Source organism: Enterobacter sp. SGAir0187, assembly GCF_002952735.2.
Taxonomy (GTDB): Bacteria; Pseudomonadota; Gammaproteobacteria; order Enterobacterales; family Enterobacteriaceae; genus Enterobacter; species Enterobacter quasiroggenkampii.
The window spans coordinates 1,545,280-1,560,635 of the sequence record NZ_CP025034.2 but is presented as its reverse complement, the minus strand read 5'-3'; the positions used below and the strand labels follow the sequence as shown (position 1 = coordinate 1,560,635).

At 54.7% G+C, this 15,356-nt stretch carries 14 protein-coding genes; 10 read left to right on the top strand and 4 right to left on the bottom strand.

Going from position 1 to position 15,356, the window contains the following annotated elements; translation table 11 throughout:
* Window positions 1-19 precede the first annotated feature (19 nt).
* On the bottom strand, window positions 20-994 hold the full coding sequence (gene hemB / locus CWR52_RS07555; RefSeq protein WP_104949294.1) for a porphobilinogen synthase: 975 nt from the start codon (window positions 992-994) through the stop codon (window positions 20-22).
* 451 nt (window positions 995-1,445) lie between these two features.
* Here hemB and CWR52_RS07550 point away from each other — a divergent pair, with 451 nt between their 5' ends.
* Both CWR52_RS07550 and CWR52_RS07545 read left to right on the top strand, forming a co-directional pair.
* Window positions 1,446-4,220, top strand: a complete 2,775-nt coding sequence (locus CWR52_RS07550; protein ID WP_104949293.1) for an autotransporter outer membrane beta-barrel domain-containing protein — start codon at window positions 1,446-1,448, stop codon at window positions 4,218-4,220.
* Between the two features lie 94 nt (window positions 4,221-4,314).
* Window positions 4,315-4,938, top strand: a complete 624-nt coding sequence (locus tag CWR52_RS07545) for a helix-turn-helix domain-containing protein (RefSeq protein WP_104949292.1) — start codon at window positions 4,315-4,317, stop codon at window positions 4,936-4,938.
* A 2-nt stretch (window positions 4,939-4,940) separates the two neighbouring features.
* Here the strand turns inward: CWR52_RS07545 and ampH are convergent, their stop codons facing one another.
* Window positions 4,941-6,101, bottom strand: a complete 1,161-nt coding sequence (gene ampH / locus CWR52_RS07540; protein ID WP_032638396.1) for a D-alanyl-D-alanine-carboxypeptidase/endopeptidase AmpH — start codon at window positions 6,099-6,101, stop codon at window positions 4,941-4,943.
* 204 nt (window positions 6,102-6,305) lie between these two features.
* Between ampH and CWR52_RS07535 the strand changes: the two genes are divergently transcribed.
* The 3 genes from CWR52_RS07535 to CWR52_RS07525 all read left to right on the top strand — a co-directional run bounded on the left by CWR52_RS07535 (window position 6,306) and on the right by CWR52_RS07525 (window position 9,286).
* Window positions 6,306-6,839 carry an isochorismatase family protein gene (locus CWR52_RS07535; protein WP_104949291.1) on the top strand — a complete coding sequence of 178 codons (534 nt, stop codon included), beginning with the start codon at window positions 6,306-6,308 and terminating at the stop codon, window positions 6,837-6,839.
* 114 nt (window positions 6,840-6,953) lie between these two features.
* Window positions 6,954-8,174: a peptide antibiotic transporter SbmA gene (gene sbmA / locus CWR52_RS07530; protein ID WP_104949290.1), complete on the top strand. Its 1,221-nt coding sequence runs from the start codon at window positions 6,954-6,956 to the stop codon at window positions 8,172-8,174.
* A 14-nt stretch (window positions 8,175-8,188) separates the two neighbouring features.
* The gene (locus CWR52_RS07525; protein ID WP_104949289.1) at window positions 8,189-9,286 is read left to right on the top strand and encodes a DUF1615 domain-containing protein; all 1,098 of its coding nucleotides are present in this window, start codon (window positions 8,189-8,191) and stop codon (window positions 9,284-9,286) included.
* Here the strand turns inward: CWR52_RS07525 and CWR52_RS07520 are convergent.
* A complete protein-coding gene (locus CWR52_RS07520) occupies window positions 9,283-9,582 on the bottom strand; it encodes a DUF2755 family protein (protein ID WP_008503287.1) in 300 nt (99 codons plus the stop codon). The two genes, CWR52_RS07525 and CWR52_RS07520, sit on opposite strands and share 4 nt — an antisense overlap.
* A gap of 247 nt (window positions 9,583-9,829) precedes the next feature.
* Between CWR52_RS07520 and CWR52_RS07515 the strand changes: the two genes are divergently transcribed.
* A complete protein-coding gene (locus CWR52_RS07515) occupies window positions 9,830-10,066 on the top strand; it encodes a DUF2754 domain-containing protein (RefSeq protein WP_104949288.1) in 237 nt (78 codons plus the stop codon).
* On the opposite strand, the gene ddlA is transcribed toward CWR52_RS07515, so the two are convergent.
* Window positions 10,063-11,163, bottom strand: coding sequence for a D-alanine--D-alanine ligase (ddlA, locus tag CWR52_RS07510; RefSeq protein WP_104949287.1), 1,101 nt, complete (start codon window positions 11,161-11,163; stop codon window positions 10,063-10,065). The two genes, CWR52_RS07515 and ddlA, sit on opposite strands and share 4 nt — an antisense overlap.
* 103 nt (window positions 11,164-11,266) lie before the next feature.
* On the opposite strand from ddlA, the gene CWR52_RS07505 reads away from it, so the two are divergent.
* From CWR52_RS07505 to phoA, 4 genes are all read left to right on the top strand, one after another.
* Window positions 11,267-11,950 (top strand): extensin family protein, encoded by a 684-nt coding sequence (locus tag CWR52_RS07505; RefSeq protein WP_104949286.1) that lies wholly within the window; start codon window positions 11,267-11,269, stop codon window positions 11,948-11,950.
* A 168-nt stretch (window positions 11,951-12,118) separates the two neighbouring features.
* Window positions 12,119-13,333 carry a multidrug efflux MFS transporter gene (locus CWR52_RS07500; protein ID WP_104949285.1) on the top strand — a complete coding sequence of 405 codons (1,215 nt, stop codon included), beginning with the start codon at window positions 12,119-12,121 and terminating at the stop codon, window positions 13,331-13,333.
* A gap of 208 nt (window positions 13,334-13,541) precedes the next feature.
* Window positions 13,542-13,802: an anti-adapter protein IraP gene (gene iraP, locus CWR52_RS07495; protein WP_023293178.1), complete on the top strand. Its 261-nt coding sequence runs from the start codon at window positions 13,542-13,544 to the stop codon at window positions 13,800-13,802.
* Window positions 13,803-13,901: 99 nt separating this feature from the next.
* A complete protein-coding gene (phoA, locus tag CWR52_RS07490) occupies window positions 13,902-15,317 on the top strand; it encodes an alkaline phosphatase (RefSeq protein WP_104949284.1) in 1,416 nt (471 codons plus the stop codon).
* The last annotated feature ends 39 nt before the right edge of the window (window positions 15,318-15,356 follow it).

The window sequence follows — 15,356 nt, the reverse complement described above, 5'->3', positions numbered from 1 at the left end:
CACCCGGCGCTAAAGCGGATTAACGCAGAATTTTCTTCTCGGCCAGATCCAGCGCGAAGTAGCTGAAGATCAGATCCGCGCCTGCGCGTTTGATCGCACCCAGGCTTTCCAGGATCACTTTCTCTTCATCAATGGCACCCGCCAGGGCGGCGAATTTGATCATCGCGTACTCACCGCTCACCTGATAAGCGCCCAGCGGCAGCTCGGTGCGCTCGCGGATGTCGCGCAGGATATCAAGGTACGCGCCAGCCGGTTTTACCATCAGGCAGTCTGCGCCCTGGGCTTCATCGAGCAGGGATTCACGAATCGCTTCCCGACGGTTCAGCGGGTTCATCTGATAGGTTTTACGATCGCCTTTCAGCGCCGTCCCGGCGGCTTCACGGAACGGGCCGTAGAAGGAGGAGGCAAATTTGGTGGAGTAGGACATGATGGCGGTGTCGGTGAAACCGGCCGCGTCCAGGGCCTGACGAATCGCCTGAACCTGTCCGTCCATCGCAGCAGACGGTGCGATGAAATCTGCGCCCGCAGCGGCCGCGACAACAGCCTGCTTGCCAAGGTTAAGCAGGGTGGCATCGTTATCCACGCCGTGATCGCACAGCACGCCGCAGTGACCGTGCGAGGTATATTCGCAGAAGCAGGTATCGGACATCACCACCATTTCAGGCACGGTCTCTTTGCAGATGCGGGACATGCGGGCAACGAGGCCATCTTCTTTCCACGCGTTGCTGCCGGTCGCGTCAGTGTGGTGGGAGATGCCGAAGGTCATCACCGAGCGGATCCCCGCGTTGGCGATACGTTCGATCTCACGTGCCAGATATTTCTCCGGAATGCGCATGACGCCCGGCATGGCTTCGATGGCTTTGTAGTCATCGATCTCTTCTTCAACAAAAATCGGCAACACCAGATCGTTTAAGCTCAGGGTTGTCTCTTCAAACATAGCGCGCAGTGCCGGTGACTTGCGCAGGCGGCGTGGTCGTGCAATTAAATCGTTCATGGTATGCCTGATGTTTGTGGAACAAAGAGGGCTAGTGTACATCAAAGTGAAGACGGGTGTTTTACTAAAGTGGGCATTTTGTTTTTGTGAAATGCGGCAGGTGAGTTTGCCTGCCATGAATAATATAATACAGGTCAGTATAACGCTGAGAGAAGAATGAAATATTCGTGTTATTTCTATATGGAAATGAATGCATAATTAAAAATGATTTATTATTTTCCGGTATGTTCTTCCGGTAGGTTTAGCTGTGTATTAACATTCTGTTTTTATAATATTTATTTTATGACGCCTTTTGGTTTGTGGTCTGAATGTGTTTTTTGTCTGAAAACGGACTTAATGGAAACATTCATTGAACCTTTTCGAAATGAAACTGCATAATTCCCTCCGCAATTAAATATTGCAAATTCATTGATGGACAAACTTGCTTACGTCCCTGAGGAGGGATGACCCAATGCAAACATGGAAAAAGAAACTCGTTGTATCTCAACTTGCATTAGCCTGCACCCTGGCTATCGCTTCTCAGGCCAATGCGAAGGATATTTCCGGTACGACATATAATACCTTCGGATACGATAATACAGCGTCCACCCCCTGGTATTATGGTTATGCCGACTGGGATTACTCGGATGCCATCCATGATGGTGATATTTATCCCGCGATTAATAAAGCCACCGTGAATGGCGTTATTTCAACGTACTACCTGGATGATGGCATCAATGGCCGGGCGAATGCGTTGAGTATTTCCAATAGCACCATTAACGGCATGATCACTTCTGAGTGTATGACCACCACGTGTGCAAACGGTATAGATACCGACGGCACGACACATTCACAGTACGATCGTTTTAGCCTGACCGTGGATAACACTACGATCAACGATACCTATGAGCATTACGCTTATGACGTCGTCAATGGCCAGAGCACAGAGACGCATTATCTGGACACTTATGCCCTGGGTAACGCGATTACCCTGGATGTGGAATCGGATATCGTTATCCAGAATAACTCCCACGTTGCGGGGATTACCCTGACGCAGGGGTACCAGGAACTCGATAATACCCCGTACGACGGTGTTGAAGGCGTAGCCAACAGCAGCAACGTCTTTACCGACACGCTCGTGGTGAAAGATTCGGTACTGACTTCCGGCGCGTACAGCGATTTAGGGACCAGCGGATTCTACGGTCAAACCGCGAAGCCGAGTGACTATGGTGAAACCGGCGCGACGGCGGCAGACGATGCGGCGCTGATTGTGGCCGCCAGCGCGTCGGATAACGCGATGCAGACCAGCGCCACGTTCGATCACTCCACCGTTACGGGCGATATTCTGTTCTCCAGCACCTTCGACAACAACTTCTACCCGAACGGCGATCCGGCAACGGATACCACCGAAGACGGTGTGTACAACCCTACCACCAACGGCTGGGACGGTACTGATACGCTCGATGTTACGCTGACCAACGGCAGTAAATGGGTGGGCGCAGCTCAGTCCAGCGTCGAAGCTATCGGCACGGCGCAGATGTACGGTCAGGGCTACAGCAACGTCGACTGGCGCACGCTCTCTCCAAACAGTATCTGGCCTGATTCCACTTACGACAGCAACGGTCACGTTGCGGGCGAAGAGGTGTATCAGAGCGGTCTGTTTAACATCGCGCTGGATAACGGCTCCGAGTGGGATACCCGTAAGGTATCTAACATCGACACGCTGGCGGTAAACAACCAGTCTCAGGTCAATGTTGAAAACTCAGGCCTGCTGGCGGATACCATCACCCTGACCAATGCGTCCTCATTGAATATCGGCGACAACGGCGGCGTGGCTACCGACCATCTGTATCTGGACAGCGATAGCCGTGCGGCACTGACGGAAGAAACGGCCGACCTGTATGCCAACACCATCACCGTGGATAACGGTGCTGAGCTGGCGCTGGGGCTTGGCCAGGTTGATACGCACAATATGGTGCTGACCGATGGCGGTGTGCTGAACGTTGCCAGCCGTGATTACGTGCTGAACAGCGATCTGAACAACGCCCGCTATATCACCAACGATAAGCGCAGCGCCGATTATGATTACGGCGTAGTGGCCATTAACTCTGACGGCCATCTGGCGGTGAACGGTGACGTCGCCGGTAACTACAAGGTCCGTATCGACAACGCGACCGGAGCCGGTTCCGTCGCCGATTACAAAAACAAAGAGATTATTCGCGTCTATGACAATAACGCGGATACTGCAGCCAGCTTTACTGCTGCAAACAAAGCCGATTTAGGTGCTTACACTTACCAGGCGCAGCAGCAGGGTGACTCTGTTGTCCTCCAGCAGAAAGCGCTGACCGACTACGCCAATATGGCGCTGAGTATCCCTTCTGCTAATACCAATATCTGGAATCTGCAGCAGGATACCGTAGGTACGCGTCTGACCAACAGCCGTCACGGCCTGGCGGACAACGGCGGGGCGTGGGTGAGCTACTTCGGTGGTAACTTCGACGGTGACAATGGTGTTATTAGCTACGATCAGGACGTGAGCGGCATTATGGTCGGTCTGGATACCCAGATTGACGGTAATAATGTGAAGTGGATCGTCGGTGGTGCGGCAGGTTTCGCGAAGGGGGATATCAGCGATCGTACCGGTCAGGTCGATCAGGATAGCCAGACGGCGATGATCTACGCGTCAGCGAAGTTTGCGAACGATCTGTTCCTCGACAGCTCCCTGAGCTACACCCGCTTCAACAGCGATCTCTCTGCTAACATGAGCAACGGCCAGTATGTTGACGGCAACACCACTAATGACGCTGTTGGTTTTGGGCTGAAGCTGGGCTATGACTGGAAACCAAACCTGTCCGGCTATGTCACACCATACGCAGCCGTGTCTGGCCTGTTCCAGTCTGGCGATGATTATCGTCTCAGCAATGACATGCGCATGGATGGGCAATCTTACGACAGCCTGCGTTATGAACTCGGTGTTGATACAGGTTACACCTTCAACTACGGCGGCGATCAGGCCCTGACGCCTTACTTCAAACTGGCCTGGGTCTATGACGACGCCGATAACAATGCCGATATTAACGGTGACAGCATTGATAACGGCGTGAAAGGCTCCGCTGTGCGGGTAGGGCTGGGCACCCAGTTCAGCTTCACGAAGAACTTCAGCGCTTACACGGATGCCACTTATCTGGGCGGCGGCGACGTTGACCAGAACTGGGGCGCAAACCTGGGTGTGAAATATACCTGGTAATACCTGAAAGCGGGGGAGGGGTTGCCTCCCCCGCTTTTTACAGAAGTAAGAAAAATAATATTGAACCGACAAATACGGATGCCTTGAGGTCTGCATGAACGTTAATGCGAAACCGCTTTCTGAATTACGCCGGCTCGAACAGTGTTTAATATCGGCCAGTACCCCTTTTACATGTGCTCCCCAACAATTAATTACGTCAGGCGAATCAATTGAGCCTCGAACGATCGTATTACAAACCGGTGTTATTGAGGTCTATCGCCCTGCCGATGAACTGCTGGTGGGGATCGCGACGGCACCTTTTATTTTCGGTCTGTCTACGGTGGTTATTCATCACTCTCAGGAATACAGGGTAATGGCTAAAACGGCCTGCACCGGTTTTTATTTACCTACGGAAACTACCCGTCAACTCATCCAACAGAATTCACTCTGGAAAGAGGCTTTCTGTTGGTTATCCTGGATAAACTACATTCTCGGAAAACGCGATATGCAGCTGGTGGGCAATAACTCCTATCACCAGATCCGGGCTATGCTGTTAAATATGGCCGAGTGGGATGAAACGCTGCGTTCAAAAATCGGTGTAATGAATCATATTCAGCAAAGCACACGCATTTCACGTTCTGTTGTTGCCGAAGTTCTGGCCGCCTTGCGACAGGGAAACTATATCAATATGAGCCGGGGCAAGCTGGTCAGCATCAACCGCTTGCCCACGGAATATTAATATCAGTTGGATGCGGTGAGTACCTGGGCTTTATTGGCGCTCAGTTCTGCCACCAGGTTATTAATCCCGTCACTCATATTGACGAAACGCGTATGCGGGGAGCGAGTGACCACCACAAACGCGCCCACGTTTGACTGCGGGATCATGGCCATATAGGTGATGAATCCGCCGCCGCCGCCGGTTTTCTGAATAATACCCGGACGCCCATTTTTCGGCGCCATATAGACCCACCCCATGCCGAGCGCATCGGCTTTACCCGGTACGTCCATCCCGATGACCCGATGCAGCTGAGTACGCTGATAAATCAGGGTCTGCATACGATCGGCCTGGCTGCTGCGCGAGTAGAAATCCGAGGAAAGGAACTGCTGCATCCAGCGCATCATGTCGCCAGGCGTAGAGTAAACCCCGCCGCTGCCCACGGCCGCCAGCGTGTTATTACAGGGGCTGGCGCCTTTCTCCGCCACCATCAGGCGACGGCACTGGTCCGGGGAAGGGGTAAACGTGGTGTCTTTCATGCCGAGCGGACGGGTGATCTGCTCTTCAAACAGCTGCGTGTAGGGTTTGCCAGCCGCCGTTGAGAGGGCATCCGCCAGCAGGTCGAAAGCCAGGTTTGAATAAGAGGCCTGCGAGCCCGGTGCCGCTTTCAGCGTGGCGGTACTCAGATAGCTCCAGCGCTGGTCGCGCGTTGGCCAGACAAACACGTCACGATGCGCCGCTCCGCCTGGCTGCTCACGCGGCAGGGCGCTGGTGTGGGTAGCAAGGTTCACAAGCCGGATCGGGGTTCCCTGATACGTGGGGACCCGGGCACCTGGCGGCGCGTATTTGCTGAGCGGATCGTCGAGCTTCACCACGCCCTGGTCGAGCAGTTTCACCAGCATTTCGCTGGTCATGAGCTTGGTTAAGGATGCGATGCGGATGACGGAATCCAGCTGCGGGTGAATGTTATTTCCCGGGCGCGTTTCGCCAAAGCTGCGGAATACACGCTGGTTTCCGTCGATGACAACCATCGCCATTCCGGTCGCGCCGCTGCCGTAATAGATAAGGTTCGCGTAGCGATCGGCAATATCTGAAGCTAAAACGGGAGCCGTCAGCGGTTGGGCTGCCTGGGCGGTAGAGAAGCTCACCGCACACAGCGCGGCAAAAGAGAGCAGACAACGTTTCAACGAAAAGCATCCATGAAGTGAATGAGGAAAGTAATGGGTATTTATACTACTAATCGGTACCGTGCAATGCCCCGAATTGCATAACGATAGCGAGAAAAACGTAACCATGGGTAAATATGAACAATTTACTTGCGAGCCATCTCCCATTTTGTGACATCGGGCTTATGATAGGCACCAGTGTCACTCAATCTTACGGAGAACGGTATGTCTGAGAAGCGTGTGGTTATGGTTGTCGATATGCAGAACGGGGTATTTGAAACCCCTCGTCATCAGCGCGAAAAGTGTGTCTCTCTGATCAACCAGCTTACGCAGGCAGCCGACACGGTGATTTTTATACAGCACACCGAGGCCGGTGGGCTGGAAGAGGGGAGTGCAGGGTTTGCGCTACTGCCTGAACTCCATCAGCCTGCCGACGCGCTTTACGTGACCAAAACGGCCTGTGATGCCTTCTACAACACCGGGCTTGAGACGCTGCTGTGGGAGCAGGGCATTCGCGAGTTTGTCATTTGCGGCTGCGCCACCGATTACTGCGTCGATGCGACGGTTAAGAACGGCGTCAGCCGGGGTTATCACATCACCGTGGCGGAAGATGCCCATACCACCGCCAACCGTCCGGCTGCTGACGCACAGATCCTGATTAACCATCACAACGACGTCTGGCGTAACTTCATTGCGCCAGCGAATCCTCTCGCGGTGAAACGCACCGAAACAATTCTTGAAAACTGGAAAGCGAACTAATAATTAACGATCGGGTCTGACCTTTTTGCCGGAGCCGGGAGGCTGGCTCGGGCAGGTTTTCGTGTGGTGACGTGTTGTACACAGCAACAGCCATAACAACAAGAAGGGAGCATTATGTTTAAGTCTTTTTTCCCAAAGCCGGGGCCTTTTTTCCTGTCGGCATTTATTTGGGCACTGATCGCGGTCATTTTCTGGCAGGCGGGCGGCGGCGCATGGCTGACGCGCATCACGGGGGCGACTGGCGAGGTGCCGATTAGCGCGGCGCGCTTTTGGTCGTTGAGCTACCTGCTGTTTTACGCCTATTACACGGTGTGCGTAGGGCTGTTTGCCTTGTTCTGGTTTGTCTATTCTCCGCACCGCTGGCAGTACTGGTCGATCCTCGGCACATCGCTGATTATCTTTGTGACCTGGTTCCTCGTGGAGGTGGGCGTGGCAGTGAACGCCTGGTATGCGCCGTTCTACGATCTGATCCAGACCGCGCTGAGCTCGCCGCATAAGGTGACCATCAACCAGTTCTACCATGAAGTTGGCGTCTTCCTCGGCATCGCCCTGATTGCGGTTATCATCGGCGTGATGAACAACTTCTTCGTCAGCCACTACGTTTTCCGCTGGCGTACCGCGATGAACGAACATTATATGGCGCACTGGCAGCACCTGCGCCATATCGAAGGTGCCGCGCAGCGTGTGCAGGAAGACACCATGCGTTTTGCCTCCACGCTTGAAGACATGGGCGTAAGCTTTATCAACGCCATCATGACGCTGATTGCCTTCCTGCCGGTGCTGGTGACGCTCTCTGCGCACGTGCCGGATCTGCCTATTGTCGGTCATATTCCGTATGGTCTGGTGATTGCCGCGATTGTCTGGTCGCTGATGGGGACGGGCCTGCTGGCGGTGGTGGGGATCAAACTGCCGGGTCTGGAGTTTAAGAATCAACGCGTGGAAGCCGCTTACCGTAAAGAGCTGGTTTACGGTGAAGACGATGCCAACCGCGCTTCGCCGCCAACCGTCCGCGAGCTGTTTGGCGCCGTACGTCGTAACTACTTCCGACTCTATTTCCACTACATGTATTTCAACATTGCGCGTATTTTGTATCTGCAGGTGGATAACGTTTTCGGTTTGTTCCTGCTGTTTCCGTCCATTGTTGCGGGTACGATTACGCTCGGGCTGATGACGCAGATCACCAACGTTTTCGGTCAGGTTCGTGGGTCATTCCAGTACCTGATCAGCTCCTGGACCACGCTGGTGGAATTGATGTCCATCTACAAACGTCTGCGCAGCTTTGAACGCGAGCTGGACGATCGTGACCTGCAGGAAGTCACCAACACATTTAGCTAATACAGGACGTTGCTATGCCTTTTGCCGTACCGCGCGCATTACCGTTGACCATTCTGGCCGCTTTCGTGCTGGCAGGCTGTGCCGAAAAGGGGGCCGCTCCGCTCAAAAAGGGGGAGAAGCCCGTCGATGTGGCAAGCGTTGTGCGGCAGAAAATGCCCGCCAGCGTGAAGGATCGCAATGCGTGGGCAGACGCGCTGGCAAAAACCTTTGAAAGCCAAAAGATCGCGCCCACCGAGGAGAACATCTGTTCGGTGCTGGCGGTGGCGCAGCAGGAGTCGATGTACCAGTCAGACCCGGCTGTGCCGGGGCTAAATAAAATCGCCTGGAAAGAGATCGACCGCCGCGCGGAGTCTATGCATATCCCGGTGTTCCTTGTGCATACCGCGCTTAAAATCACCTCGCCGAACGGCAAAAGCTACAGCGAGCGGCTGGATACGGTGAAAACCGAAAAACAGCTTAGCGCTATCTTTGATGATTTCATCAGCATGGTCCCAATGGGGCAGAAGCTGTTTGGTTCACTGAACCCGGTCCACACCGGCGGCCCAATGCAGGTAAGCATCGCGTTCGCGGAGAAGCATACCGACGGCTACCCGTGGAAAATCGACGGCACGGTGCGCCAGGAGGTCTTCTCCCTGCGTGGCGGGCTGTGGTTCGGCACGTATCAGCTGCTGAACTACCCGGCGAACTACGATGAGCCGCTGTATCGCTTTGCCGACTTTAACGCCGGCTGGTATGCCAGCCGTAATGCGGCATTCCAGAGTGCGGTCAGCCGCGCAAGCGGCGTTAAGCTCGCGCTGGACGGCGATCTCATCGCTTACGGCAGCAGCGAGGCGGGAAGCACTGAGCTTGCCGTACGGAAATTATCGACCACGCTTGGCTTGAGCAACAGCGACATTCGCCGTCAGCTTGAGAAAGGCGACAGCCTGGCCTTTGAGAAAACGGATCTGTACAAGAAGGTGTTTGCGCTTGCAGAGCAGAAAAGTGGGAAAACGTTACCGAGGGCTATCCTGCCAGGTATTCAGCTGGAAAGCCCGAAGATCACGCGTAACCTGACCACCGCGTGGTTCGCAAAACGCGTGGACGATCGCCGGGCTCGCTGTATGGGGCTTTAACGACGGCGGCGAAAGCGCAGCACTAATGCCACAACGCCCAGAATCATACATCCCGCGAGGAAGGGGATCAGGCCGAACAGGGTGCTGACGCCAAAGCCAATCTCAACTCGCGGGCGTCCGTTATCCTGCACCTGCATCAGGTGTTCGTAAACGCCGGGCGCATGGACCAGCATATTGAGCAGCTGCGAGCCAGCCCAGAAGCAGAACAGGACAAACAGGGCATACGCGATATTACCCGCCGTGGAGGTTTTTGGTTTTCCGCCAAAAATCGGTTTCGACAATGTAAAGTCAGCCATGATGACCTCCGGATAAATCGCTCTGTTAATACGCTTCGTACAGGGTGAGTTTGACAGGTCATCGCATTTGTCAATATCAGAATCGTGGTAATTTAGGCGACGGAATCCTCCTGGATTGTTGATTTCTGCAGCACGTCACAATTTATTAACTTAAGTGAAATTGCGTCGCGTTTCAGAATTTCCGTATGTGCCACAGACCTGGTCGTAAAACTGTGAGAGGATGTCTTTTTTTCCTGCCGGAGTTGTTATGAAGCTCACGTCCAAACTACGCCGTGACTGGCACTACTACGCCTTCGCAATCGGGCTGATCTTTATTCTTAACGGTGTCGTGGGCCTGCTGGGGTTTGAAGCAAAAGGCTGGCAAACCTATGCCGTCGGGCTGGTGACCTGGGTCATCAGTTTCTGGCTGGCGGGGTTGATTATCCGCCGTCGTCCTGAAGAGACGACAGCGGATGAGGCAGAGTCGGCGACGCGCGCCGATTAACCGTTTACGGAACTTTTAAGCGCGCTGTCGGCGGCGTGACGCTCCAGCGCGAGTTCGATCAGGCGGGTGATCAATTCCGGGTAGCTCAGGCCGCTCGCCTGCCACAGCTTCGGATACATGCTGATGTTAGTGAACCCCGGCAGCGTGTTAATTTCATTGATCACCACCTCGTTTTCCGCCGTCAGGAACACATCCACGCGCGCCATGCCGCAGCAGCCGAGCGTCTGATAAGCGCGAATGGCGATCGCCCGGATCTTATCGTTAACCGCCGGATCGAGATCCGCAGGCACGACAACCTGCGCGCCTTTATCATCAATGTATTTGGTGTCGTACGAGTAGAAGTCGCTTTTTAAGACCACTTCACCGCAGGTGCTGGCCTGTGGGAAATCGTTGCCCAGCACGGCGCACTCAATTTCACGGCCTTTGATGCCCTGCTCAACCACCACTTTATGGTCGAACTCAAACGCCAGGCGGACGGCTTGTGTGAACTCAGCTTCGCTGGTCACTTTACTGACACCCACGGAGGAGCCCTGGTTTGCTGGCTTCACAAACAGCGGCAGACCCAGCTCTCCGCTGATTTGCGCGAAGGTGTGTTTGTCGCGGTTGGCGCGGGTGAGCGTAACGAACGGGGCAATATTCAGCCCGGCATCGCGCAGCAGGCGTTTGGTCACGTCTTTGTCCATGCAGGCGGCAGAGCCGAGGACATCCGAGCCGACGAACGGCAGGTTGGCCATGCGCAGCATTCCCTGCAGGGAACCATCTTCGCCCAGTGTGCCGTGAACGATAGGGAAGACGACGTCGATCTGGGCGAGAGCCTGTGCATTGCCGGCGTCGATAAGCTGCCCCTTCACGACGCCGGGTACGGTGGCGACGCTCACTTCTGAAGGATTCAGGGCGATGTGTGCCGGATCGTGAGCATTGAGCAGATACTGGCTGGCATCGTTAACGTGCCACTGGCCCTGTTTATCAATGCCCAGCAGCACCACGTCGAAACGGCTTTTATCGATCGCATCAACGATATTTTTAGCCGATTGCAATGACACTTCGTGCTCCGCTGATTTTCCCCCAAAGACAATACCTACGCGCTGCTTAGCCATCTCACTCTCTTCCAGTCTGACGAAAAGCCAATAACATACCACGATGCCCGGCGTGTTTCGCGGCCTTCTGCCATAATGTTTTGGGGAATGTTGAGGGGGGAGAGTGAGAGGAAAAACGCTGCTGACCGGATTTATCATTTTGACCATCGCAACGCTGGGTTACCGCTGGTTGCCGCCTTACTACAACCCTTTCACGCCGCTGACGCTTGACGATCCGCCAGGCCGAATCACTCAGTATAAGCTTCGGCGCTTAACGCCCGAGGCGTGCGCGAGCCTGCTGTTACAGGCTAATCAACGCGATCTCATCCGCACCCTGCCGGTAGCGGACAGCGGCGGCGCGTGTCCCCTTAACAACGTCGTGCGCGTGCGTGACTTTGGTCCCGTCGGCCTGAACAACAGCTTTCTTGCCAGCTGCCCGCTGGCGCTCAGCTCAGCTCTCTTTATCAGCCAGCAGGCCCGGCCGCTGACAAAACGCTATACGGGCAGCGAGCTCGCGAGTATCGACCACCTTGGCAGCTTTGCCTGCCGCAATATTTATCACCGCCCTGACGCGCGCCGCAGTGAACATGCCACGGCGGAGGCGCTGGATATTGCCGCTTTTCGTCTGGCGAACGGTGAACGCGTCACGGTGCTGAATGGCTGGAAGGCGACAACAACGCAGCCCTGGCTGAAGGCCATGCTGGCGGCGAGCTGCGGCTACTACGGGAACGGCCTGGGACCGGAGTATAACGCGGCGCATGCAAACCATTTTCATCTGGGAATGCGCGGTTTTGGCCTCTGCCGGTGAAGCATAATATTCCGCCAGGAAATGGATGAATTGTGACTTATTTCACAAATATGATGACTGGGAAGATAAAACACCAAAGTCTGTCGGGCCGCATCTCTGGTGCGACGTTGACACGCGTAACTTGCTAATCTGTCGGCGAATTCGCCTAAAAATGAAGACTATTTCGTTATGGAATCCTGGAAAGTTAATCTTATCTCGGTCTGGTTCGGTTGCTTCTTTACCGGGCTGGCCATCAGCCAGATTTTACCGTTCCTGCCGCTGTACGTGTCGCAGCTGGGGGTGACCTCGCATGAAGCGCTTTCCATGTGGTCCGGTCTGACGTTCAGCGTCACGTTTCTGGTCTCCGCCATTGTGTCACCGATGTGGGGCAGCCTGGCAGATCGAAAAGGCCGTAAACTGATGCTGCTGCGCGCCTCGCTCGGGATGGCGATTGCCATTCTGCTGCAGGCCTTCGCCACCAACGTCTGGCAGCTGTTTTTCCTGCGGGCGGTGATGGGGTTGACGTCCGGGTATATTCCAAACGCCATGGCGCTGGTCGCCTCTCAGGTGCCGCGCGAACGTAGCGGCTGGGCGCTGAGTACGCTCTCCACGGCACAGATCAGCGGCGTCATTGGCGGGCCGCTGCTGGGGGGCTTTCTGGCGGACCACGTCGGGTTGCGCGCGGTATTTATTATCACCGCGATCCTGCTGGTGGTCAGTTTTCTGGTCACGCTCTTTCTGATTAAAGAAGGGGGCCGTCCGGTTATCAATAAATCTGAACGTCTCAGCGGCAAGGCCGTTTTCGCCTCGCTGCCTTATCCGGGGCTGATGATTAGCCTGTTTGTGACCACCATGGTGATCCAGCTCTGTAACGGTTCGGTCGGTCCGATTCTGGCGCTGTTTATTAAGTCGATGGAGCCGGAGAGCACGAATATCGCTTTTCTGAGCGGCATGATTGCCGCCGTGCCGGGCGTATCCGCCCTGATTTCCGCACCGCGTCTGGGTAAACTGGGGGACAGGATCGGCACGGCGCGCATCCTGATGGCGACGCTGATCTTTGCGGTGGTGCTCTTCTTCGCGATGTCGTTTGTCACTTCTCCGCTTCAGCTTGGCATATTGCGATTTCTGCTCGGCTTTGCTGACGGCGCCATGTTGCCTGCGGTACAGACCCTGCTGGTCAAATATTCCAGCGACCAGGTGACGGGGCGAATTTTTGGATATAACCAGTCATTTATGTATCTGGGGAATGTTGCCGGTCCGCTTATTGGCGCATCCGTTTCCGCAATGGCCGGTTTTCGTTGGGTATTTGCGGCGACAGCGATTGTTGTTTTAATCAATATTATCCAGCTGGCTATTGCGCTGCGACGCCGCAGACAAATGGCGGAGGCCAAATCGGCGAGATAACACTTTCGAAGATGTATTATATATTCTTATGGTAGCCGCATTTTTATATAACAAAATGCGGCGTCTTTTTTAGAAAAACGTTTCGCTCACGGCGCTACCTCTTTATTTTCGTTCCTGTGTCACTTTTGCATACCATAATTAATTTCTTCTCTTTGCAATAGGGATTCAGAGTGATAACGTCAGATAAAACTGAAAAGGAACTGGCACGATGAAAAACCTCATTGCTGAATTGCTGGTCAAGCTGGCACAAAAGGAAGAAGAGTCAAAAGAGCTGGTGGCTCAGGTCGAAGCGCTTGAGATTGTGGTCACCGCGTTGCTGCGACAAATGGCGAAAACCGATCAGCAGGCGTTGATTGAGAGCGTGGAAGGCGCGCTGGAGAGCGTCAGGCCTGAATCGCAGGTACCGGTTGAGGATGCGGAGATGCTTCACCAGTACGTAAAGAAGCTGTTAAGGCATCCGCGCAGCTAAACCGTCACAGGACGTAACGACGTGTCATAGAATTGTCATGCAGGATGCCTATAGTCGCTCTGTTTTTATTTTTATGTATTTGTACATGGAGAAAATAAATTGAAACAGAGCGCACTTTTCATTGCATTACTTCCCCTGTTAATTACCCCTGCCATTTATGCAGATACGACACAAACCAGCGTGCTGGATAATCGTGCGGCAAAAGGGGATATCACCCAGCCTGGCGGCGCGCGCCGTTTATCAGAAGATCAAACTGCTGCTATTCGCGCTTCGCTGAATGAGAAGCCGGCAAAAAATATTATTCTGCTGATTGGCGATGGAATGGGCGATTCCGAAATCACGGCGGCGCGAAATTATGCCGAGGGAGCGGGCGGCTTTTTTAAAGGTATCGACGCCTTACCGCTAACCGGACAATATACCCACTACGCGCTGGATAAAAAAACCGGTAAACCGGATTACGTAACGGATTCCGCGGCCTCTGCCACGGCGTGGTCCACCGGCGTGAAAACCTATAATGGTGCGCTGGGCGTGGATATTCACGAACACGATCATCAAACCCTTCTGGAGATGGCAAAAGCGGCGGGCCTGGCGACCGGCAACGTCTCTACCGCTGAACTTCAGGATGCGACGCCTGCGGCGCTGGTGGCACACGTGACCTCGCGTAAGTGCTACGGCCCGTCAGTGACCAGCGAAAAATGCCCAACAAATGCGCTGGAAAAAGGCGGGAAAGGCTCGATTACGGAACAACTGCTGAACGCACGTCCTGACGTGACGCTGGGCGGCGGCGCGAAAACCTTCGCGGAAACCGCGACGGCGGGCGAATGGCAGGGCAAAACGCTGCGCGAGCAGGCGCAGGCTCGCGGCTATCAGCTGGTGAGTGACGCAAATGCTCTGGCGGCGATAAGCGAGGCGAACCAGGACAAGCCGCTGCTGGGGCTGTTCTCCGACGGTAACATGCCCGTGCGCTGGGAAGGTCCAAAAGCCTCGTATCACGGCAATATCGATAAGCCTGCGGTGACCTGTACGCCAAACCCGAAACGCACGGACAGCGTACCGACGCTGGCGGCGATGACCGATAAAGCGATCTCTCTGCTGAGCAAGGGCGAAAAAGGGTTCTTCCTGCAGGTAGAAGGCGCGTCAATCGATAAGCAGGATCATGCGGCGAATCCGTGCGGTCAGATTGGCGAAACCGTCGATCTGGACGAAGCGGTGCAGAAAGCGCTCGCGTTCGCGAAAAAAGACGGTAACACCCTGGTGATCGTCACCGCGGACCACGCGCACGCCAGCCAGATCATTCCGCCAGATACCAAAGCCCCTGGCCTGACGCAGGCGCTGAACACCAAAGATGGTGCCGTCATGGTGATGAGCTACGGTAACTCTGAAGAAGAGTCCATGGAGCACACGGGCACCCAGCTGCGCATTGCCGCTTACGGCCCGCACGCGGCAAACGTGGTAGGCCTGACGGATCAAACGGATCTGTTCTACACCATGAAGGCGGCACTGGGTCTGAAATGATAAAAATCCCGGCGGAAATCACATCTGCCGGGTGGTTTT